This is a genomic window from Sedimentimonas flavescens (assembly GCF_025154035.1).
Taxonomy (GTDB): Bacteria; Pseudomonadota; Alphaproteobacteria; order Rhodobacterales; family Rhodobacteraceae; genus Rhodobacter; species Rhodobacter flavescens.
Window position 1 is genome coordinate 83,078 of the sequence record NZ_JAOALJ010000007.1, and the last position, 19,272, is coordinate 102,349.

Consider the following 19,272-nt stretch of genomic DNA (forward strand, 5'->3'; position numbering starts at 1 on the left):
CAGAAAACGAAAAGAGCGGGCCGAAGCCCGCTCTTCCGTCATTCAGATCCGTAAGGATTAGAACGAGAAGGTCACACCGAGGTCGGCAACGGTGTTGCCTTCGATGTCGCCGATACCGCCAGCAACCTTGGCACCGCCGCCGAGGTCGTACTTGGCGCCGAGACCCCAAGCGTCGCCGCTGCCGCCGCCGAACGAGTTGTCCAGCTCAGCTTTCGAGTACGCGGCTTCCAGCATCAGAGCGCCGGTCTTGTACGAACCGTAGACGCCGTACGAGTCGGCCAGGTCGCTGGTGGCGTAGAAGAACTCACCGCCAAAGCCGTTCTGCGAACCGCTCAGCTTGAACTGGGTCGAGTCGTAGCCGCTCAGATCGTCTTTCGAGTAGGCCAGAGCCGCTTTGACGACGCCGAAGTCATAGGCGGCAGCGATCGAGTAGTCTTCGTTGATGGTGTCGATCGAGGCGCCGAGGGTGATGGCGCCAACCGAGTAGTCCCAGCGAGCGTCAGCGGTCACACCCCAGTCAACATCGCCGAAGTCGATGCCGGTCAGGCCTTCGAGCGTCGTCAGACCGAACGAGTAGTTGCCGATTTCGGCGACGTCATCGATACCGATGCCGTCGAAGCCGATGTCGGACATGCCGTAGTCGTCAGCGACCGGGTCAACCATGCCGACGGTGAAGGTGCCGAAGGCGCCCGAGGCGAACACGGTGCCGCCGTAGTCCTGGTTGTCGTTGCCGTAGACCGAGTCCAGATCGACGGTAGCGCCGAAGGTCAGGCCAGCGTCCGATTCCATGGTGCCGGTGACGGTCATGTCGATTTCGTACCAGCCGGCGGTGTCCTTGCCAGCGTAGCCGAGGCCGGCTTCGTTGTACTTGAAGCCCATGTTGGCCGAGCCAGCGATGGTGACTTCAGCGGCAGCGTAGCCAGCCGAGAACACCAGAGCGGTCGTCGCGAGAAGAACCTTTTTCATCGTTTTCCCTCATTGTGTCAAAGGTAAACCCCAACTCGGGTCACTCCGATTTGGGTATGGTGCTATTTCACGCCTTGGCCCCTGCAATGCAACGCAAACCTCCCCCTTCCCGGAATTGCCGCCGTGCATGGTGCACTCTTGCCACAGTCTGCAAACCGGCCAGCGCGGCGAAGCACGATGTAATACGCGGGAAAATCCTTGTCGGGCTTGGGGCCTTGGGCTAGAGACAGGCATAGTACGGGCACAAGTCTGAAAACCTAGGCGGACGGAGGCAGTAGCCGATGAACATGCGTGACTTTCTGCGCGCCAGCGCGATTTGCGGCCTCGTGCTTGCGGTCTCGGGCTGCGGCGGCATCAGCAGCGGCAACCTGTTCGGCGACAATACCGGCCCCGATGCCCAGGTCGCCCCGCAGGTCGAGGAAGGTCGCGACAAGACCGATACGATCTGGGAGCTGTTCGGGAATGCCGACGACCCGAACGTGACGGTCGAGGTCAACAAATATCTGTGGCAGGCATCGCTTGAAGTGCTGAACTTCCTGCCGATTCAATCGGTCGACCCCTTCTCGGGCGTGATCGTGACGGGCTACGGCACCCCGCCCGGCGGCGGCCGCGCCTATAAGGCCACCGTTTACGTCACCGACCCGGCGCTGGATGCGCGCAGCCTCAAGGTCTCGCTCGAAAGCCGCGGCGGCGTTGTCTCGGCCGAGACGGTGCGCGCGGTCGAGGATGCGATTCTCACCCGCGCCCGGCAGATCCGGATCCGCGACGCCAACCTCTAAGGCGCCGCAGACAGGCAAGATGCGCTCCCGCCCCGGTCTCCGCGGCGGGAGTATTTTTTGCCTTGCTCCCTTGGCAGTCTGGACGTTGTCGCCCCTCACGGTGTAGCTACGGCACGCAGAATTCCGCATGAGGGGCCGAAATGTCGCGCTACGAACCGAGCCAGACCGAACAGAAATGGCAAGCCGCCTGGGATGAGGCCGGCGTCTTCACCGCCAAGCGCGACCCGGCCAAGCCGAAATACTACGTGCTCGAGATGTTCCCCTACCCCTCGGGCCGCATCCACATGGGCCATGTGCGCAACTACACGATGGGCGACGTGGTCGCGCGCTACAAGATGGCGCAGGGCTTCTCGGTGCTGCACCCGATGGGCTGGGACGCCTTCGGGATGCCCGCCGAAAACGCCGCGATGGAGCGGGGCGGCCACCCCAAGGACTGGACCTACGGCAATATCGCCGACATGCGCGGGCAGATGAAGCCGCTTGGCCTGTCGATCGACTGGAGCCGCGAATTCGCGACCTGCGACCCGGAGTACTACGGCCAGCAGCAGGCGATGTTCATCGACATGCTCGACGCGGGGCTCGTGTATCGCAAGAACGCCGTGGTGAACTGGGACCCGGTCGACATGACCGTTCTGGCCAACGAGCAGGTGATCGACGGGCGCGGCTGGCGCTCGGGCGCGCTGGTCGAGCGCAAGGAACTCACGCAGTGGTTCTTCCGCATCTCGGATTTCGCCGGTGAGCTGTTGGGCGCTCTCGACGGCCTCAAGGACTGGCCCGAGAAGGTGCGCCTCATGCAGGCGAACTGGATCGGCCAGTCGCGCGGTCTGCAATTTGCCTTCTCGACCATCGACGCGCCGGAAGGTTTCGACCGGATCGAGGTCTATACGACCCGCCCCGACACGCTGATGGGCGCCAGTTTTGCCGCGATCTCGCCCGATCACCCGCTGGCCAAGCATCTTGAGCGTCACAACCCCGAGATCGCCGCTTTTGTCGCCGAATGCCGCAAGGGTGGCACCACCGAAGAGGCCATCGAAACCGCCGAGAAACTGGGCATGGACACCGGCATCCGCGTGCGTCACCCGCTCGACGAGGCCTGGGAGATGCCGGTCTATATCGCCAACTTCATCTTGATGGATTACGGCACCGGCGCGATCTTCGGCTGCCCGGCCCATGACGCGCGCGACTTTGAATTCGCCACCAAATACGAGTTGCCGATCCACTCGGTCTTCCGCCCCGAGGCGGACGACACCGCCGAGGCCGATCTTGTGCCCACCGAGGAATTCGTGCCGCTCAAGTCCGAGCGCGTGCGCTATATCCGCGGCTTCGCGGGCGAGACCGTGCAGACCGGCGAAGAGGCTGTCGCCGCGGCCATCGCATTCTGCGAGGAAAACGGCATCGGCCGGGGCGTGACGAACTATCGCCTGCGCGACTGGGGCCTGTCGCGCCAGCGCTACTGGGGCTGCCCGATTCCGGTCGTCCATTGCGCGACCTGCGGCGTGGTGCCCGAGAAGAAGGAAAACCTGCCCGTCCAGCTGCCCGATGACGTGTCCTTCGACAAGCCGGGCAACCCGCTCGACCGGCATCCGACCTGGCGCGATTGCACCTGCCCAAGCTGCGGCGCGCCCGCCAAGCGCGAAACCGACACTATGGATACCTTCGTCGATTCGTCGTGGTATTACGCGCGCTTCACCGCGCCCCACGCCGCCACGCCGACCGTGGCCGAGGATGTCGATTACTGGATGAACGTCGATCAGTATATCGGCGGCATCGAGCACGCGATTCTGCACCTGCTCTACTCGCGCTTCTTCGCCCGCGCGATGCACCGCACCGGCCACCTACCCGCCAAGGCGATCGAGCCGTTCAACGCGCTCTTCACCCAGGGCATGGTCACGCATGAGATCTACATGACGCGCGACAGCGCGGGCCGACCGGTCTACCACCTGCCCGAAGACATCGACCGCGAGGCCGGCGTGGTGAAGGCCACGGGCGAAAAGCTCGAGATCATCCCCTCGGCCAAGATGTCGAAATCCAAGAAGAATGTCGTTGATCCGATGAATATCATCGCCTCCTTCGGGGCCGATACGGCGCGCTTCTTCGTGATGTCCGACAGCCCGCCCGAGCGCGACGTGGAATGGACCGCCTCGGGCGCCGAAGCGACGGCCAAGTTCCTTGCCCGCGTCTGGCGCATCGCCGCCGAGATCGCGGAAGGCGTGGGCGGTGCAGGCGGGGCCGAGGATGAGGCGCTTTTGCGCGCCGCCCACAAGGCGGTCGACGAGATCACCCGCTCGATCGAGGGCTTTGCCTTCAACAAGGCGGTCGCAGCACTTTACGGCCTGACCAACACGCTGTCGAAATCGGGTGCCTCGAACCCGGTCAAGCGCGAGGCGATGAAGCTGATGGCGCAGCTGATGGGGCCGATGGTGCCGCACCTGGCCGAGGACATCTGGGCCGCGCTTGGCGGCGAGGGTTTCGTTGTTACCGCGCCCTGGCCCAAGGCCGATCCCGCGCTCTTGGCCGAGGATTCGGTGACCCTGCCGATCCAGATCAACGGCAAGCGCCGCGGCGAGATCACCGTTCCCAAGGAGATGCCGAAGGAAGAGGTTGAAAAGCTGGTGCTGGCGGACGAAGCTGTGCTCAAGGCGCTGGCCGGTGGTCAGCCGAAGAAACTCATCGTCGTGCCGGGGCGCATCGTCAATGTGGTCATCTGACCGTCGGAAATTTCTTGTGCTTGCGGGGGCCCTGGCCCTCGGCGCCTGCGGTTTCACCCCGGCCTACGGGCCGCAGGGTGGTGGCACGGCGCTTCTCGGCGGGGTCGAGGCCGATGCCCCCAAGACCCGCGACGAATTCGCGCTGGTGCGGCGGCTGAGCGAACGGCTTGGTCCGGCGGGCGCGGCGCGCTACCGGCTGGCCTACAAGCTCAACACCGAAACCATCGGCCAGGCGATTACGCCCGACAACGCGACCACACGCTATTCGCTGACCGGCTCGACGGAATACCGGCTGCATGATCGCGCCTCGGATGCGGTGCTGCTGACCGGGCGGGTAAGCTCCTTCACCTCCTGGTCTGCGACGGGCTCGATCGTCTCGACCCAGGCCGCCGAAATCGATGCGCATGAGCGCCTGATGCGGATGCTGGCGGACCAGATCGTGACCCGGTTGCTCGCGCAGGCCGGATCGCTGCCGCAATGAAGCTGGCCGGTGTCGCAGCGACCCGTTACTTCGCGCGCCCCGACGCTGATCGCACCGGCCTTCTGATCTTCGGCGCCGACGCGATGCGCGTGGCCCTGCGCCGGCAAGAGGTGATCGCCGCCCTGATCGGCCCTGAGGGCGAGGCCGAAATGCGCCTGACCCGCATTCCCGCGGCCGAGCTGCGCAAGGACGGCGCGGCGCTGATGGATGCGATGAAGGCCGTGGGCTTTTTCCCCGGCCCGCGCGTGGCCTTTGTCGAGGATGCGACCGACACACTCGCCCCGGTTATCGCCGAAGCCGTCAAGGACTGGCGCGAGGGCGATGCCCAGATCGTCGTCACCGCAGGCTCGCTGACCGCGAAATCCGCGCTTCGCAAGATTTTCGAGGGCCATTCCAACGCCTATGCCATTGGCATCTATGACGATCCGCCGTCGCGCGAAGAGATCGAGGATACGCTCAAGCGCGCCGGTCTGCACCATATCGCGCCCGAGGCGATGACCGATCTGCTTGCACTGGCCAAGGCGCTCGATCCCGGCGATTTCCGCCAGACGGTCGAGAAGATCGCGCTGTACAAGTTCGGCGACACGACCCCGCTGGCCCCGGCCGATGTTGCCGCCTGCGCCCCCGCCACGATCGAGGCCGAGGTGGATGACGTGCTCAATATCGTGGCCGAGGGCCGCACCGGTGAACTCGGCCAGACCATGCGCCGGATCGAGGGGCAGGGCGTCCAGCCCGTTCAGATGGCCATTGCCGCGCTGCGCCATTTCCGGGCGCTGCATTTCGCCGCCTCCGACCCCGGCGGGCCGGGCGCGGGGCTGCAACGGATGCGCCCGCCGGTCTTCGGGCCGCGCCGCGACCGGATGCAGCGGCAGGCACAGGCCTGGGGCATGTTCCGGCTCGAAGAGGCGCTCAAGCTGCTGATCGAGACCGACCTGACGCTGCGCTCGACCTCGAAGGCGCCGCAAATGGCGGTGATGGAGCGCGCGCTGCTGCGTCTGGCGATGATGGCGCGACGCTAGGCGCAGCTTGTGATGCCGGGCCTGCCATGCGATCTGTGGCCAAACCCGACCGGATGAGATCATGGAACAGCTAAGCCCGCTTATCGACTCATTGCAGGACCGTCTCGCGCCCTGGCTCGCAACGGCGCAGGACTGGGCGGCCAGCCCCGCCGCATGGTCGCAATTCGTGCTGCTCGGCATGGCCTGGGTGATGGCGCATCTGCTCGGGCGGCGGTTCCGCACGCAACTCAGCGCGCTGATCACCCCGCCCGAGGGCGCCAGCGGCCCCTTCGCGATGATCCGGCGCTGGTCGCTTCTGCTTTTGCCGCTGCTGGTGCCATTGCTGGCCTACGGGCTGACGGCGGTGGGCGAGGCCTTCACCCGCTCGCTCTTTGGCTCCGGCGCGGTGATCGCCTTTGGCAAGCGCGTGTTTCTGTTCATGGCCGCCCGCGCCTTTGCGCAAGACATCCTGCGCGAGCCCTTCCTACGCCTTCTGGGGCGCTACGTTCTGGTACCCGCCGCCGCGCTTTACGCGCTTGGCGCGCTTGGGCCGATCGTCACCTGGCTGGAAAGCCTGACGATCGAGTTGGGCAATATTCATTTCTCGGTCATGGCGCTGATCCGCGGGGTGATCGCGGGCAGCCTTCTGTTCTGGATGGGCGCCTGGTCGAACCGGCAGAGCGCGAGCTACATCAAGGCCCAGAAAGACCTGCGCCCGGCCACGCGCGAGCTTGCCGCCAAAGCGACCGAGATCGCCATTTTCGGCGCGGCCTTCCTGCTTTTGATGTCGATCATGGGTATCAACCTGACCGCCGTGGCGGTTCTGGGCGGCGCGCTTGGCGTTGGTGTCGGGCTTGGCCTGCAACAGATCGCGGCCAACTTCGTCTCGGGGATCATCCTGCTGATCGAGGGCCAGACCACCGTTGGCGACTATGTCGAGCTGGACGGCGGAGAGAAGGGCACCATCGTGCGCATGACCGCGCGTGCCTGCATTCTGGAGACCTTCGACGGCAAGTGGATCGTCGTCCCGAACGAGCATTTCATCACCTCGCGCGTGGTGAACTACTCGGATCAGGGCTCGGCCAACCGCTACGAAGTCAGCTTTCAGGTCACCTATGAGACGGATCTGGAGCGCGTGGCCGATGTTGTCGTGCCCGCCGTCGCGGCGCTGCCCTTTGTGCTGAAGGCGCCCGAGGGCCCAGATTGCGAGCTTGCGGGATTTGGCGAAAGCGGGGTCGATTTCAGCCTGGAGTACTGGGTGAACGGCATCGACGACGGCAAGAACAAATACGCAAGCCAGGTCCGGATGGAGGTCTGGCGCGCGCTGACCGCCGCCGGGATCGCCATGCCCTACCCCCATCGCGTGGTCGAGATCCGGGGCACGTTGCCGGCATGACCCTCGACGCGCTTGTCATCGGCGGCGGTCCGGCGGGCCTTATGGCGGCGGAACAGATCGGGCGGGCGGGCTATCGCGTGCACTTGGCCGAGGCCAAGCCGACGCTGGCGCGCAAGTTCCTGATGGCGGGCAAGTCGGGGCTGAACCTGACCAAGGTCGAGGCGGATTTCACCGCCGCCTATCGCGACGACTGGATCACAGGCTACGTCGATGCCTTTGGCCCCGAGGCGGTGCAGGATTTCGCGCGCGGCCTGGGGATCGAACTTTTCACCGGCTCGACCGGGCGGGTCTTTCCCGTTGGCATGAAGGCCTCGCCCATGCTGCGCGCCTGGATCGGGCGCCTTGTGGGTCTGGGCGTCGAGATCCGCACCCGCTGGCGCTGGAGCGGCTTTGCGGGCGATGATTTCCTCTTCGACACGCCGCAGGGGCAGACCACCCTGCGCCCGCGCGTCACCGTTCTGGCGCTCGGCGGGGCAAGCTGGCCGCGCTTGGGCTCGGACGCGGCATGGGTGCCGTGGCTGGCGGACAAGGGCGTGCAGATCGCCCCGTTCCGCCCCGCGAATATGGGTTTTGTGGTGCACTGGTCGCCCCATATGCAGCGCCATTTCGGCACGCCCGTGAAAGGTGCTGCGCTGATCACCGACAGCGGCGTGACGCGGGGCGAGTTCGTCATCTCGGCGCGCGGGATCGAGGGCGGGGGGATCTATGCCGTCTCGGCGGAGATGCGCGATGGCAGCCCGCTTGCGCTCGACCTCGCGCCGGATCTGGGCGCGGATCAGATCGCCGAGCGTCTGGCCCGGCTGCCCGCCAAGGACAGCCTGACGAACCGGCTGCGCAAGGCGCTGCATTTCGACGCGCTGCGCATCGCGCTGCTGAACGAATGGGGCCGCCCGCTGCCGCAAGACCCTGCCGCGCTGGCGGCGCTGATCAAATTGCTGCCCGTTCACCACGCCGGGCCGCGCCCGATTGCCGAAGCGATTTCTTCCGCCGGGGGTATCGCCCGCGCCGCGCTGAGCCCCGATCTGGAACTGCGCGCCCTGCCCGGCGTCTTTGCGGCGGGTGAGATGCTGGATTGGGAGGCCCCGACGGGGGGCTATCTGCTGACCGCCTGCCTTGCCACCGGGCATCATGCCGGGCTGGCGGCCGCGCGCCATCTGGCCGCTTAGGCGCGGCGTTTACAGCCCAAGCCGCGCCAGTGCCGCATCCAGCGGAGCGGTATCGGCAATCTCAAGCCGCACGGGAAGCGCCAGCACATTGGGGCGGAAGGCCGCGGGCAGGCGCACGGCGTCCTTTTCGGTCGTGACCATCTGCGCACCAAGCAGCCGCGCCTCGGTCTCAAGCCGGGTCAGCAGGCGCGGGGTGAAGGGCTGGTGATCTTCCAGCGCCTCGCCCCGGATCACCTCGGCGCCAAGGCCGCGCAGGGTGGCAAAGAATTTCTCGGGGTGACCGATGCCCGCAAAAGCCAGAACGCGCAGCCCCTCCCAGTCCATCCCGGTCTGCAGGGGCGCGAGTGCGCCGGTCAGATGCTGAACGCTGATCTTGCCCCCCCCCAAACTTGCTGCGAAAGCCTCCTGCGCGGCGGGCGGGCCGATAGACAGCAACAGATCAGCGCGGCTCAGCCCCGCCTCGACCGGCTCGCGCAACGGGCCTGCGGGCAGGCAGCGGCCATTGCCGAAGCCCTTGACCGCATCGACCACGACGATCGACAGATCCTTGATCAGCGCCGGGTTCTGGTGCCCGTCATCCAGAACGATGGCCTGCGCCCCGGCCGCAACGGCCGCCCGCGCCCCCGCCGCACGGTCCTTGGCGACCCAGGTCGGCGCGAAGGCGGAAATCAGAAGCGGCTCATCCCCGGTTCCATCTGCGGCATGGGTGCGTTCATCCACGCGCACGGGGCCGGTCAGACTGCCGCCATGGCCACGGCTGACGACATGCGCGACAATCCCGCGCGCGGCGAGGTGCTGCACCAGCGCGATGACCGTGGGCGTCTTGCCGGTGCCGCCCGCGTTGATATTGCCCACGCAGATCACCGGCACGCCGACCGCCTGCCCGGTCTGCCGCAACCGCCGCGCGGTCGCCGCTGCATAAAGCCGCCCAAGCGGCGCCAGCAGCCGTGCCAGCGGCGCGGGGGTGTCGGGAGACGTGAACCAAAACAGCGGCGCGCCCATCAAACGACCCTCGCAATGGCGGCGCGGTCAAGCTCGGTCACGATGGCGCGCGCGGTGGCCTCCACGGCCCCTGCCCCGCCCGAGGTCACGGCCCAGGCGTTATGCGCCAGAATCGCGGCACGATCGGGGGCGATCAGCTCGGCCACGGCCTCGCCAAGCTGGCCGGGCGCCATCACGGCGCGCGCGGCACGGGCCTCGCTCAACCGGGCGAATTCGGCGGCATGGGGGGCGGTTTTCGGACCATGCACGATGGCGGAGCCAAGCGCCGCGGGCTCCAGCGGCGAGCGCGGCGCCTGCGCCCCCTCGCCAAGCGTGCCGCCCATATAGGTGACTGGCGCCAGCCGATACCACAGCCCGTAATCGCCCGCATCGTCGGCTAGGAAAATCTGCATCTCTTCGTCCGGCTCACCCTCAAGCGAGCGGCGCCCGACCACCCAGCCCTCGGCGTCCAGCTTGTCGGCCAGCTCGGTCGCGTCCCCAGTCGCATCGGGCGCCAGGATCAGCAGCATCCGATGCGCAAGGCGCAGCGCATGGGCATGGGCTGCAATGACGGTGGCAATCTCATCCTCGGGGACGCTGGCCGCCAGCCAGATCGGGCGCGCGCGCATCTGCTGCGCGATCGAGGACCGCTCGGCATCGGAACAGGGCAGCGGATCGGGCGGGTCCGAGATCACCCCGCCAATCTCGACGCGCGCCTGATCGACGCCAAGTGCCAGAAGCGTCGCGGAGGTTTCGGAGTCGCGCACCAGAACCCGCCGCACCCGCCGCAAGAGCGAACGCGCCTCATTGCGCAGCAACGGGTTGCGGATGGTGCCACCGGCCAGATGCACATCGACGAGCAGGATCGGCACGCTGCGCGCAGCACAGATCAGCGCGGCGGGCAGGTCATTGCCGATCAGCACGATCAGATCGGGGCGCCAGCCATCCAGCACCATGCGCATTGAGGCGGGGGTGTTTTCCGGCATCGCCTCAATCCGGGTGCGCTGCGGCCAGGTGATGCTGTCCGCGATGGGGCCTCGGGTCGTGACGATCAGGTTCAGCTGCGGGCGCAGCCGGTTCAGACGGCGCGCCAGAAGCGCCGCATCGGCGGCCGCCTCGGCGCTGTCGTTCAGGACCAGCCAGATCAGCGCGCCTTCCGGGCGCGTCTCGGCGGCGATGCGGCGCGCTTCCGGCCCCGGCCGGCGCAAACCGGCCAGCGCAAGGCGTAGCCAGAGCAGGAAAGAGCGCTGCATGACCGGCGTTCGGCTATTAGTTGCCGAGTTCTTCGGTCGAGGACGCGGCGGCTTCCTCGTCGCGCAGGCGGTGCAGGTGCGCGATGAAGTAGCGGGTATGGGCGTCATCGACGGTGCGCTGCGCCTCGGCCTTCCAGGCGGCATAGGCACTGGCGTAGTTCGGGAAGATACCGACGACGTGGATCTTGTCCACATCCTTGAATTCGCTGCGCTGCGGATCGACCAGTTCACCGCCGAAAACGAGGTGAAGGCGCTGAGGGCTCGGTTTGGACATGGGGCCTCCTGTCGGGTAATGCTGCGCTGCGGGACACTAGTGCAAGGGCAGCAATGTCACAAGCGCCGCGTTGCGGCGACTGGTTACGAAAACCGCGCAAACGCCTTCTTTTCAAAGCCCGCGCCACGCGATACCTAGTCCAGATGAAACAGACGCTGACCGAAATCTACGACGCGCGGGTCGCCGCCGGAACGCTTCATGCCGATGCGGCGCAGCGCGCGGTGCTGCCCATGCTCGAACAGGTACGCGAGCAACTGGAGGCCCCGGCCAAGAAGGCGGGGATCTTCGGGCTCTTTGCCAAGCCGCCCGAGGCGGTGCGCGGCCTTTACCTCTGGGGCGGGGTCGGGCGCGGCAAGTCGATGCTGATGGATCTGTTTTGCGACGCGGTCGATGTGCCCAAGCGGCGCGTCCACTTCCACGCCTTCATGCAGGAGGTTCAGGCCAAGATCGACGTCGCCCGCCGCGCCAAGGTGGAAGACGCGCTGATGCCCGCGGCCAAGGAGATCGCGGCCTCGCTGCGGCTGTTGTGCTTTGACGAGATGCAGATCACCGATATCGCCGATGCGATGATCGTGGGCCGCCTGTTCGAGACGCTGTTCAATCTGGGCGTCACCGTGGTGACCACCTCGAACCGGGTGCCCGAGGATCTGTACAAGAACGGCCTCAACCGCGAGCTCTTCCTGCCCTTCATCGGCGTCCTGCGCACCCAGCTTGACGTGCATGAGATCGAAAGCGAGACCGACTATCGCCAGCACCGGCTGGCGGGTGCAGAGGTTTATTTCCAGCCGCTCGGCCAGACCGCGCGCACCCGGATGGATGCGCTGTGGGATGAGTTGACCGGCCATGACGAGGCTTCGCGCCTTGTGCTGACCGTCAAGGGCCGTCAGGTGGTGATCGAGCATTTCCACAACGGCGTCGGGCGCGCGTCCTTCTGGGATCTGTGCGCCGCGATGCTGGGGCCTGCCGACTACCTCGCCATCGGCGAAGCGGTGCGGGTGCTGATGATCGACGATATCCCGCTGCTATCCGCCTCGAACTTCAACGAGGCCAAACGCTTCGTCATCCTGATCGACGCGCTTTATGAGGCCAAGGTGCGCCTGATCTGCTCGGCCGCCGATGTGCCCGAGCGGCTTTATATCGAGGGCGAGGGCACCTTTGAATTCGAGCGCACCGCCAGCCGCCTGCGCGAGATGCAGGGCGCCGACTGGGGCGCCGAGGCCTAGGCCAGCAACTCGCGCACCATGGGCGCGACGCGGGTGCCGTAAAGCTCGATCGTCTTGAGCAGGTTTTCCGGCGCCTGCGGGCCTGCGCTGTATTTCAGCGTGAAGCGCGCAAGGCCAAGCGTCTTGACTGTATTGGCGATCTTGCGCGCCACCGTCTCGGGCGAGCCGACATAGAGCGAGCCATGCGCGATCTCGGATTCGAAGGCCTCGCGGGTCAGGCGCGGCCAGCCGCGCGTGCGCCCTATCAGGTCATGCATCTCGGCATAGGCGGGGAAGAACTCTTCCTTGGCCTCGGTATCGGTATGGGCGACATGACCGGGCGAATGCACGCCGATGGGCTGCACGGGCGTGCCGATCTGCGCATGCGCACGGTGATAAAGATCAACCAGCGGCGCGAAACGCGAGGGGCTGCCTCCGATGATCGCCATCACCAGCGGCATATTCATCGCCGCGGCCTCGACCACCGATTGCGGGCTGCCGCCCACGCCGCGCCAGACGCGCAGCGGTTGTTCGGGGCGCGGATAGACGGTCACGCCGCGCAGATCGGGCAGGTGATTGCCCTGATAGGTCACCTTGTCCTGCGTCGTCAGCAGGTGCAGAAGTTGGGATTTCTCCTCGAACAACGTCTCGTAATCATCAAGCTTGTAGCCGAAAAGCGGGAAGCTTTCCGTGAACGAGCCGCGCCCGATGGTGATCTCGGCCCGGCCCGGAGCGATGGCGTCGAGCGTGGCGAATCGCTGAAAGAGGCGAATGGGATCATCCGACGAGAGCACCGTGACCGAGGTGCCCGCCTTGATCCGTTCGGTTCGGGCAAGGATCGCCGCCAGGATCGGCTCGGGCGAGGAAATCGCGAAATCGGGGCGGTGATGTTCGCCCAGACCGAAATAATCGAGGCCCACCTGATCGGCCAGGATCCCCTCGGCCAGGGTGTCGCGGATGACCTGCGCGCCCGAGCGGTTGCCGCCCGAATCGCGGGTAATGTCGCCAAAGGTGTCGAGGCCGAATTCAAGGCTCATGATGCGCTCCTGCTGTTGCGATGCAGGATAGGGTCAGCGCGCAGGCGCGTATAGCGCACATTACGCACAATGCTTGCTACATGGGCGCGCGGAAGGCCTAGCCGTTGTCGCGCAGAACCTGCCCGGCAAGGTAGAGCGAGCCGCAGATCAGCACGCGGGCCTGCGCGTCCTGCGCGGCGATTGCCGCAAGCGCCTCGGCCACCGACGCCGCCATGCCGCTGCGCGCGAAACCCGCGCGGGCGGCGGCCTCGGCCGTGGTTTCGGCAGGCAGGGTGTTCGGCTCACCGGGGATCGCGACGGCGGTCAGGCTTTGCGCATGCGCCGCCAGCGGGCGCATGTAGCCCGCGACATCCTTGGTATTGAGCATCCCGCAGATCAGATGCGTGGGGCGCGCGGGCATACGCGCCAGCGTCGCGGCCACGGCCTCACCCCCCGCCGGGTTGTGCCCGCCGTCGAGCCAAAGCTCGATCCCCGGGGCCTGTTCGACCAGCGGGCCACGGCGCAGGCGCTGCATCCGCGCGGGCCATTTGGCGCGGGTCACGGCGGCCTCGCAGGCGGTCTCACCATAGCCGAGCGTGCGCAAAGCCGCGATGGCCGCGCCCGCATTCTGGATCTGATGCGGCCCCGGCAGGTTCGGCAATGGCAGGTCCATCAGGCCGTTCTCGTCTTGATAGATCAGGCGGCCGCGCTCCTCGAAAGCGTGCCAGTGCTGGCCGTAAGCGAAAATCGGTGCGCCGAGGCGCTCGGCACGCGCCTCGATCACGGCCAGGCCTTCGGGGTTTTGCGGGCCGACCACCACAGGCACGCCGCGCTTGATGATCCCGGCTTTCTCGCCCGCGATCTCGGGCAGAGTTTCGCCCAGGAATTGCTGATGGTCGATCGAGACCGGGGTGATGATGCTGAGCGCGGGGCGGTCGATCACGTTCGTTGCATCAAGTCGCCCGCCAAGGCCGACCTCGAGCAAGGTGAAATCGGCCGGGGTGCGGGCAAAGGCCAGGAAGGCCGCCGCCGTGGTGATCTCGAAAAAGGTGATCTGAACGCCGCCGTTCTTGGCTTCACATTCATCGAGCAGCGCAGCGAGCGCAGGTTCCGAAATCAGATCGCCCGCAAGCCGGATACGTTCATGGAAGCGCGCGAGGTGGGGCGAGGTATAGGCGTGGACGCGCTTGCCCTCGGCCTCGAGCCCCGCGCGGATCATCGCCTGGGTCGAACCCTTGCCATTCGTGCCCGCGATATGGATCGCGGGAGGGATGGCGCGCTCGGGGTGGTCGAGCGCGGCGAGGATGCGGTGCATCCGGTCAAGCGTGAGGTCGATCACCTTGGGATGCAGCGACATCAGCCGCGTCAGGATCTGGTCGGAGGGCTGGGTCATCTGGGTCACCCGATCGAGCCGGGCCGGGGGCGCTGCCCCCGGACCCCCGGGATATTTATGCCACGTTGAAGATCAGGCCTTGGTCGTTTCGGCCGATTTGCCCGGTGCCGGAAGATCGCCCGCGACGGCTGGAGGCAGCCCCATCAGCATGCGCAGGATGGTGATCAGTTCCTCGCGCAGTTTCATCCGGTGGGTCACGCGGTCGAGCATGCCGTGATCGAGCAGGTATTCGGCGCGCTGGAAGCCTTCGGGGAGTTTCTCGCGGATGGTCTGTTCGATGACGCGCGGGCCGGCAAAGCAGATCAGCGCATTGGGTTCAGCGATCTGCACATCGCCCAGCATCGCGTAGGAGGCCGTCACCCCGCCCGTGGTCGGGTGGGTCAGCACGACGATATAGGGCAGGTTGGCTTCCTTGAGCATCTGCACCGCGACCGTGGTGCGCGGCATCTGCATGAGCGACAGGATGCCTTCTTGCATCCGCGCGCCGCCAGCAGCCGAGAACAGCACGAGCGGGCGCTTGAGTTTCACCGCACGTTCGGCCGCCGCGATGATCGCGTTGCCGACATACATGCCCATCGAGCCGCCCATGAACGAAAAGTCCTGTGCGGCGGCGACGATCGGGGTGCGGCCGATCTCGCCCTCGGCGACCAGCATGGCTTCTTTCTCGCCCGTCGATTTCTGCGCGGATTTCATCCGGTCGGGGTATTTCTTCTGATCCTTGAACTGCAGCGGATCGGTGATCGGATCGGGGACCTTGACCTCGGAGAAGATGCCGCCGTCAAAAAGCGCGGTGAAGCGCTCGCGCGGGGTGATCGCCATGTGGTGATCGCAGTTCGTGCAGACGTTCTGATTGTCCGCCAGTTCGCGATGGAACAGCATGGTTCCGCATTCGGGGCATTTGGTCCAAAGGTTCTCAGGCACCTCACGGCGCGAGAACAGCGAGTTGATCTTGGGTCGGACGTAGTTCGAGATCCAGTTCATCTGCCTGTGTCCTTCTGCAATGCGCCTTCCGTCACGTCCGCCCCAGATAAGCCCGACGCGCGGGAAATGCAATCAGACGCGCAGCATCAGCCGCGCCAGAAGCCACGAGACGAGCATCGCGGCGAAGTCGGTTGCAAGATAGGGGGCGAGCGAGGCGAAGTCCCGGCTGTTGATCACCAGCGTATAGAGCGCCAGACCGTCGAGATTGCCGTAAAGCCCCACGAGGAAGATCGACGAGAAATTCGTGGCGAAATGCATTGCCAGCGCCGCGCCAAGGTTTCCGGTGCGCGCCGTCAGATCGGCAGCAAGGCAGCCGAAGACAAAGGCCCAGAGCGCGGGCCAGATGGCATTCGCCCCGAAATCGCCCGGCGCGTAATGCAGCACCCCGAACAGAACCGAGGGAAGCACCATCCAGGCCAGCGGACGCGTGCTGCGCGCACCGAGTTGCTGCAGCAGGTAGCCGCGAAAGACGACCTCTTCAGCGGTGATCTGAAGCAGCAGGAGCGGCAACGCCGCCGGAAGCCAGCGCAGCAGAACCGAGAATGGTGTCGCCGCACCCACGTCGGGGTTGAGCAGCGACAGCGGCATCATCAGGAATACCAGCAACAAAAGGGGCGCGGAGACCCGCAGGAAGTCATGCAGCGCCCCGCGCCCGATCAGCGTAGAGAAGTCACGCCCATGCAAGATCTTGGCCACGAGCAACGCCGCCATCAGCATCGGGATGAAGGTGGCAAGCGTCATCGACAGCCCGATCGGGGTCGAGGCGCCGACCATGCCCGCCACGAGGCGTGCGAATTCGAACTCGCTCATCATCTTGGCGATGGCGCTGAGCGCGCCAAAGACGAAGGCCATGTAGAGCACCGCGATGCCGATCACACCGGCGAAGGTGCGCCAGATCTCGGCGCTGTCGCGGGCCGGGGCGCTGAACTGGGAAAGGCGCGGATAGGGGGCCACAGGGATCACTGCATCTGTCCGAGGAATCTGAGATCGTCGTGATAGAGCCGCGCGATGCGGGCCCGCAGATCGGGTGTCAGAAGCTGCCCGCGCGTGGTCTGCGGCGTCTGTGTCGGGTTCTTGCGTGGGAGCGTCTTCAACAACGCCAACTCTGCCGTGTCGAAGCCAAGGTCTTGCAGCGTCGGGATCAGCGCCGCATCGAGCGTCTCAAGCATCAGCACGCGATCATATCGAATCAGCTCGTGCCCAACGGTCTGGCCCTGCGGACGGAAATGCGAATCCCATTCGGTACCGTGCCGCTCCATCCCCGAGACAAACTGCTCGAACGGGATCAGTTTGCGGATGTGGCGGTTCGCCTGCTCGATATGGGGCCAGGCGCGCGGGCCGCTCAGGGCCTGGCGTAGCTTGCCCCACAGATAGGCACGGCGGGCAAATCGCTTGGCATAGCGGTTGATCTTGCTGAAATACCCCGAGACGAAACGCTCGGTCGGGTCGCGCAGGACGGTCAGGAAACGATAGCCGGGATCGCGCTGCTGCATCTGCGCCAGCTCCTCGAACCGGACGGGCCGTACCTCCAACCCGGCGGCGTGCATCTGCGCCCTGCCCTCATCCGAGCGAATGAAGTTGCGCGCGGTTGGAACATGCGCGCCAAGGCCCGCAAGGGTCAGGAACGCCGCGATCATTGTCGTCGATCCGCATTTGGGAACGAGAACCACGACCAGCTTGGCGGGGGCATAGTGGATGATCGTGGTCGAGCGTTGCATTGGCCTTGGGTCCCCGCAGGTGCCGAACGGTAATACGCGCACCTCAGCGCCGCAAGCAATCGGCTCTCTTTACTTTGGGAGGAGGGCAGCCGATGAAAGACAGTCTGACCCCTTGGTGCCGCATGTTCGAAGTCTCGCTGGAGCTTGCCCTGATGCTGATTGCCGCGGCTTTTGCTGCGGGCTTTGTGGACAGTATCGCAGGGGGAGGCGGGCTGATCACCCTGCCCGTGCTGCTGCTGGCCGGTGCCACGCCCCTGCAGGCGCTTTCAACCAACAAGGTGCAGGGCTCATTCGGGGCGGCCACGGCGGCGCTGTCCTATGCGGCCTCGGGGCATGTGAACCTGCGCCGCCAGATCCGCGCCGCGGGGCTGGCCTTTGTCGCGGGTTTGGTGGGCGCGCTTCTGGTATCCGTCATCCCGACCGAGGGGTTGCGGCTTGCGCTGCCCGTCGTGCTGATCGGGATCGCGGCGTTTTTCGCGCTCAAGAAAGGCCTCGATGACACCGACCGGGCCGAGCGGATTCGCCCTGCGACATTCACCGCCTTCGTGGTGCCGCTGATCGGGTTCTATGACGGGCTGATCGGCCCCGGTGCGGGGGCCTTCTACATGATCGGCTTTGTCTCGCTGGCGGGTTACGGCGTGCTGCGCGCGACCGCGCATACGAAACTGCTGAACTTCGCCTCGAATATCGGGGGGCTCGTAGCCTTTGCGGCCGTGGGTGCGCCCTGGTGGGTTACCGGGCTCGCCATGGGGCTGGCGCAGGTCGCGGGCGCGCGGCTTGGCTCGCGCCTTGCGATGCGGGTGGGCGCCAAGGTGATCAAGCCGCTTCTGGTCGTGACCTCGACGGCGCTTGCGCTGCGGCTGATCTGGCAGATGATTTAAGCGAAACCTGGCGCCAGGCGCATCTCGCCCACCACCAGCCCGCGCCGATTGGTCATGGCGCGCGGGATATACTGCTCAACCACCGGATCTGCGGCATCGAGCGCCCCGATCCGCACCAAAAGCGCGGTGATCGCAGCTTCGGCCGCGCGGGTCGCGCCATCGGCAATCTTGACGGCAATGCCCCGACGCTGCTCTGGCAGGATGGCGACGAAGACGCCCTCGGCCCCGGTCTTGACCGCACCCTTGCCGTTCAGCGCACGCATGAGCGCGGTGCAGGCCCGACCCTCGCCCGCGACCAGCTCGGGGAAGGCCATCATCGCGCGGGTCAGGCGCGCAGCAGCAGCCTCGCGTATCGGGCCTTCGGGGTTTGCGGCGGCAAAGAACTGCATGGAGCGTGCAAGCCCGGAGATCGTGCAGGCGAAGTTAGGGGCCGAACAGCCGTCGATCCCGAAGCGCGGAGAGGCCTCTTGCGTTACCTCTTCGAAGGCGGCCCTGACCGCGCGCTGCACGGGGTGGTCAATCTCGACATACTCGGGGCCCGCGCCCAGATGACGGCCAAGCGTCAGGAAACCCGCATGCTTGCCCGAGCAGTTGTTATGCAACTGGCAGGGCGCGCTCTCCGAACAGATCACCTGCTTCATCTCGGCACGGTCGCGCGGCATCTGCGGGCCGCAGCGCAGGTCAGGCTCGGCCAAGCCAAGCGTCGCAAGCCACGCCTGCACACCTTGCACATGCATGGCGCCCCCCGAATGCGAGGCGCAGGACAGCGCCAGTTGCCGATCGGTCAGACCCGCCGCATGGGCCGCGCCGCTCTCGATCAGCGGCAGCGCCTGCACCATCTTGCACGACGAGCGCGGATAGATCACCGCAGCCGGGTCTCCCCAGGCGGCCTCGATCCCGCCGGGACCAAAGATAACAGCATGGCCCGCATGCGCCGATTCCAGCATCCCGCCGCGCCACAACTCGATCATCGGTACTGCCGTCATCACCCTCTCCCGTTCACGCATGCGCGAATTCCCGCCATTGGGGCTTTCCCCGATTGGCACTTTTACGTTATCTGTGGGATATCGAGTTGAAAT

At 66.1% G+C, this 19,272-nt stretch carries 18 protein-coding genes; 8 read left to right on the plus strand and 10 right to left on the minus strand.

Annotated elements, in window-relative coordinates:
• Positions 1-57 precede the first annotated feature (57 nt).
• Entirely contained in the window at positions 58-966 is a 909-nt protein-coding gene (locus N3C64_RS13595) for a porin (protein ID WP_260014868.1), read from the minus strand.
• 281 nt (positions 967-1,247) lie between these two features.
• Here N3C64_RS13595 and N3C64_RS13600 point away from each other — a divergent pair, with 281 nt between their 5' ends.
• The 6 genes from N3C64_RS13600 to N3C64_RS13625 all read left to right on the plus strand — a co-directional run bounded on the left by N3C64_RS13600 (position 1,248) and on the right by N3C64_RS13625 (position 8,494).
• Positions 1,248-1,745, plus strand: a complete 498-nt coding sequence (locus N3C64_RS13600; RefSeq protein ID WP_218630412.1) for a DUF3576 domain-containing protein — start codon at positions 1,248-1,250, stop codon at positions 1,743-1,745.
• Between the two features lie 140 nt (positions 1,746-1,885).
• Positions 1,886-4,453: a leucine--tRNA ligase gene (gene leuS / locus N3C64_RS13605; RefSeq protein WP_260014869.1), complete on the plus strand. Its 2,568-nt coding sequence runs from the start codon at positions 1,886-1,888 to the stop codon at positions 4,451-4,453.
• Positions 4,440-4,934: an LPS assembly lipoprotein LptE gene (gene lptE, locus N3C64_RS13610; protein WP_260014870.1), complete on the plus strand. Its 495-nt coding sequence runs from the start codon at positions 4,440-4,442 to the stop codon at positions 4,932-4,934. The genes leuS and lptE overlap by 14 nt, the downstream gene beginning before the upstream one ends.
• Positions 4,931-5,953 (plus strand): DNA polymerase III subunit delta, encoded by a 1,023-nt coding sequence (gene holA / locus N3C64_RS13615; protein ID WP_260014871.1) that lies wholly within the window; start codon positions 4,931-4,933, stop codon positions 5,951-5,953. The genes lptE and holA overlap by 4 nt, the downstream gene beginning before the upstream one ends.
• Positions 5,954-6,014: 61 nt before the next feature.
• Entirely contained in the window at positions 6,015-7,328 is a 1,314-nt protein-coding gene (locus tag N3C64_RS13620) for a mechanosensitive ion channel family protein (RefSeq protein WP_260014872.1), read from the plus strand.
• Positions 7,325-8,494 (plus strand): TIGR03862 family flavoprotein, encoded by a 1,170-nt coding sequence (locus N3C64_RS13625; RefSeq protein WP_260014873.1) that lies wholly within the window; start codon positions 7,325-7,327, stop codon positions 8,492-8,494. Before N3C64_RS13620 ends, N3C64_RS13625 begins: the two co-directional genes overlap by 4 nt.
• Positions 8,495-8,503: 9 nt before the next feature.
• On the opposite strand, the gene lpxK is transcribed toward N3C64_RS13625, so the two are convergent.
• Genes lpxK through N3C64_RS13640 form a run of 3 tightly spaced genes read right to left on the minus strand, consistent with a single transcriptional unit; the run spans position 8,504 to position 11,002 of the window.
• Positions 8,504-9,496, minus strand: a complete 993-nt coding sequence (gene lpxK, locus N3C64_RS13630; RefSeq protein WP_260014874.1) for a tetraacyldisaccharide 4'-kinase — start codon at positions 9,494-9,496, stop codon at positions 8,504-8,506.
• A complete protein-coding gene (locus N3C64_RS13635; RefSeq protein ID WP_260014875.1) occupies positions 9,496-10,728 on the minus strand; it encodes a 3-deoxy-D-manno-octulosonic acid transferase in 1,233 nt (410 codons plus the stop codon). Before N3C64_RS13635 ends, lpxK begins: the two co-directional genes overlap by 1 nt.
• Before the next feature lie 16 nt (positions 10,729-10,744).
• Entirely contained in the window at positions 10,745-11,002 is a 258-nt protein-coding gene (locus N3C64_RS13640) for a DUF4170 domain-containing protein (RefSeq protein ID WP_260014876.1), read from the minus strand.
• 143 nt (positions 11,003-11,145) lie between these two features.
• On the opposite strand from N3C64_RS13640, the gene zapE reads away from it, so the two are divergent.
• Positions 11,146-12,225: a cell division protein ZapE gene (gene zapE / locus N3C64_RS13645; protein ID WP_260014877.1), complete on the plus strand. Its 1,080-nt coding sequence runs from the start codon at positions 11,146-11,148 to the stop codon at positions 12,223-12,225.
• On the opposite strand, the gene N3C64_RS13650 is transcribed toward zapE, so the two are convergent.
• The 5 genes from N3C64_RS13650 to N3C64_RS13670 form a co-directional block, all read right to left on the minus strand.
• The gene (locus N3C64_RS13650; protein ID WP_260014878.1) at positions 12,222-13,241 is read right to left on the minus strand and encodes an LLM class flavin-dependent oxidoreductase; all 1,020 of its coding nucleotides are present in this window, start codon (positions 13,239-13,241) and stop codon (positions 12,222-12,224) included. The two genes, zapE and N3C64_RS13650, sit on opposite strands and share 4 nt — an antisense overlap.
• Positions 13,242-13,338: 97 nt before the next feature.
• Positions 13,339-14,613: a bifunctional folylpolyglutamate synthase/dihydrofolate synthase gene (locus N3C64_RS13655; protein WP_260014879.1), complete on the minus strand. Its 1,275-nt coding sequence runs from the start codon at positions 14,611-14,613 to the stop codon at positions 13,339-13,341.
• A gap of 72 nt (positions 14,614-14,685) precedes the next feature.
• On the minus strand, positions 14,686-15,594 hold the full coding sequence (gene accD, locus N3C64_RS13660; RefSeq protein ID WP_218630400.1) for an acetyl-CoA carboxylase, carboxyltransferase subunit beta: 909 nt from the start codon (positions 15,592-15,594) through the stop codon (positions 14,686-14,688).
• Positions 15,595-15,666: 72 nt separating this feature from the next.
• Positions 15,667-16,557 (minus strand): CPBP family intramembrane glutamic endopeptidase, encoded by an 891-nt coding sequence (locus N3C64_RS13665; RefSeq protein ID WP_260014880.1) that lies wholly within the window; start codon positions 16,555-16,557, stop codon positions 15,667-15,669.
• Positions 16,554-17,312: a sulfotransferase family 2 domain-containing protein gene (locus N3C64_RS13670; protein WP_260014881.1), complete on the minus strand. Its 759-nt coding sequence runs from the start codon at positions 17,310-17,312 to the stop codon at positions 16,554-16,556. The genes N3C64_RS13665 and N3C64_RS13670 overlap by 4 nt, the downstream gene beginning before the upstream one ends.
• Before the next feature lie 122 nt (positions 17,313-17,434).
• Here N3C64_RS13670 and N3C64_RS13675 point away from each other — a divergent pair, with 122 nt between their 5' ends.
• Positions 17,435-18,193 (plus strand): TSUP family transporter, encoded by a 759-nt coding sequence (locus N3C64_RS13675; protein ID WP_218630499.1) that lies wholly within the window; start codon positions 17,435-17,437, stop codon positions 18,191-18,193.
• On the opposite strand, the gene N3C64_RS13680 is transcribed toward N3C64_RS13675, so the two are convergent.
• Positions 18,190-19,179 (minus strand): asparaginase, encoded by a 990-nt coding sequence (locus N3C64_RS13680; protein WP_260014882.1) that lies wholly within the window; start codon positions 19,177-19,179, stop codon positions 18,190-18,192. The genes N3C64_RS13675 and N3C64_RS13680 overlap by 4 nt on opposite strands.
• Positions 19,180-19,272 lie beyond the last annotated feature (93 nt).

Excerpts from the sequence above, each read along its gene's own strand:
- N3C64_RS13655 (WP_260014879.1), bottom strand. The coding sequence starts at position 14,613 with ATGACCCAGCCCTCCGACCAGATCCTGACGCGGCTGATGTCGCTGCAT.
- accD (WP_218630400.1), bottom strand. The coding sequence starts at position 15,594 with ATGAACTGGATCTCGAACTACGTCCGACCCAAGATCAACTCGCTGTTC.
- N3C64_RS13600 (WP_218630412.1), top strand. The coding sequence starts at position 1,248 with ATGAACATGCGTGACTTTCTGCGCGCCAGCGCGATTTGCGGCCTCGTG.
- N3C64_RS13595 (WP_260014868.1), bottom strand. The coding sequence starts at position 966 with ATGAAAAAGGTTCTTCTCGCGACGACCGCTCTGGTGTTCTCGGCTGGC.
- lptE (WP_260014870.1), top strand. The coding sequence starts at position 4,440 with ATGTGGTCATCTGACCGTCGGAAATTTCTTGTGCTTGCGGGGGCCCTG.
- lpxK (WP_260014874.1), bottom strand. The coding sequence starts at position 9,496 with ATGGGCGCGCCGCTGTTTTGGTTCACGTCTCCCGACACCCCCGCGCCG.
- zapE (WP_260014877.1), top strand. The coding sequence starts at position 11,146 with ATGAAACAGACGCTGACCGAAATCTACGACGCGCGGGTCGCCGCCGGA.
- N3C64_RS13680 (WP_260014882.1), bottom strand. The coding sequence starts at position 19,179 with ATGACGGCAGTACCGATGATCGAGTTGTGGCGCGGCGGGATGCTGGAA.
- N3C64_RS13675 (WP_218630499.1), top strand. The coding sequence starts at position 17,435 with ATGTTCGAAGTCTCGCTGGAGCTTGCCCTGATGCTGATTGCCGCGGCT.
- N3C64_RS13625 (WP_260014873.1), top strand. The coding sequence starts at position 7,325 with ATGACCCTCGACGCGCTTGTCATCGGCGGCGGTCCGGCGGGCCTTATG.
- holA (WP_260014871.1), top strand. The coding sequence starts at position 4,931 with ATGAAGCTGGCCGGTGTCGCAGCGACCCGTTACTTCGCGCGCCCCGAC.
- N3C64_RS13650 (WP_260014878.1), bottom strand. The coding sequence starts at position 13,241 with ATGAGCCTTGAATTCGGCCTCGACACCTTTGGCGACATTACCCGCGAT.
- N3C64_RS13670 (WP_260014881.1), bottom strand. The coding sequence starts at position 17,312 with ATGCAACGCTCGACCACGATCATCCACTATGCCCCCGCCAAGCTGGTC.
- leuS (WP_260014869.1), top strand. The coding sequence starts at position 1,886 with ATGTCGCGCTACGAACCGAGCCAGACCGAACAGAAATGGCAAGCCGCC.
- N3C64_RS13635 (WP_260014875.1), bottom strand. The coding sequence starts at position 10,728 with ATGCAGCGCTCTTTCCTGCTCTGGCTACGCCTTGCGCTGGCCGGTTTG.
- N3C64_RS13620 (WP_260014872.1), top strand. The coding sequence starts at position 6,015 with ATGGAACAGCTAAGCCCGCTTATCGACTCATTGCAGGACCGTCTCGCG.
- N3C64_RS13640 (WP_260014876.1), bottom strand. The coding sequence starts at position 11,002 with ATGTCCAAACCGAGCCCTCAGCGCCTTCACCTCGTTTTCGGCGGTGAA.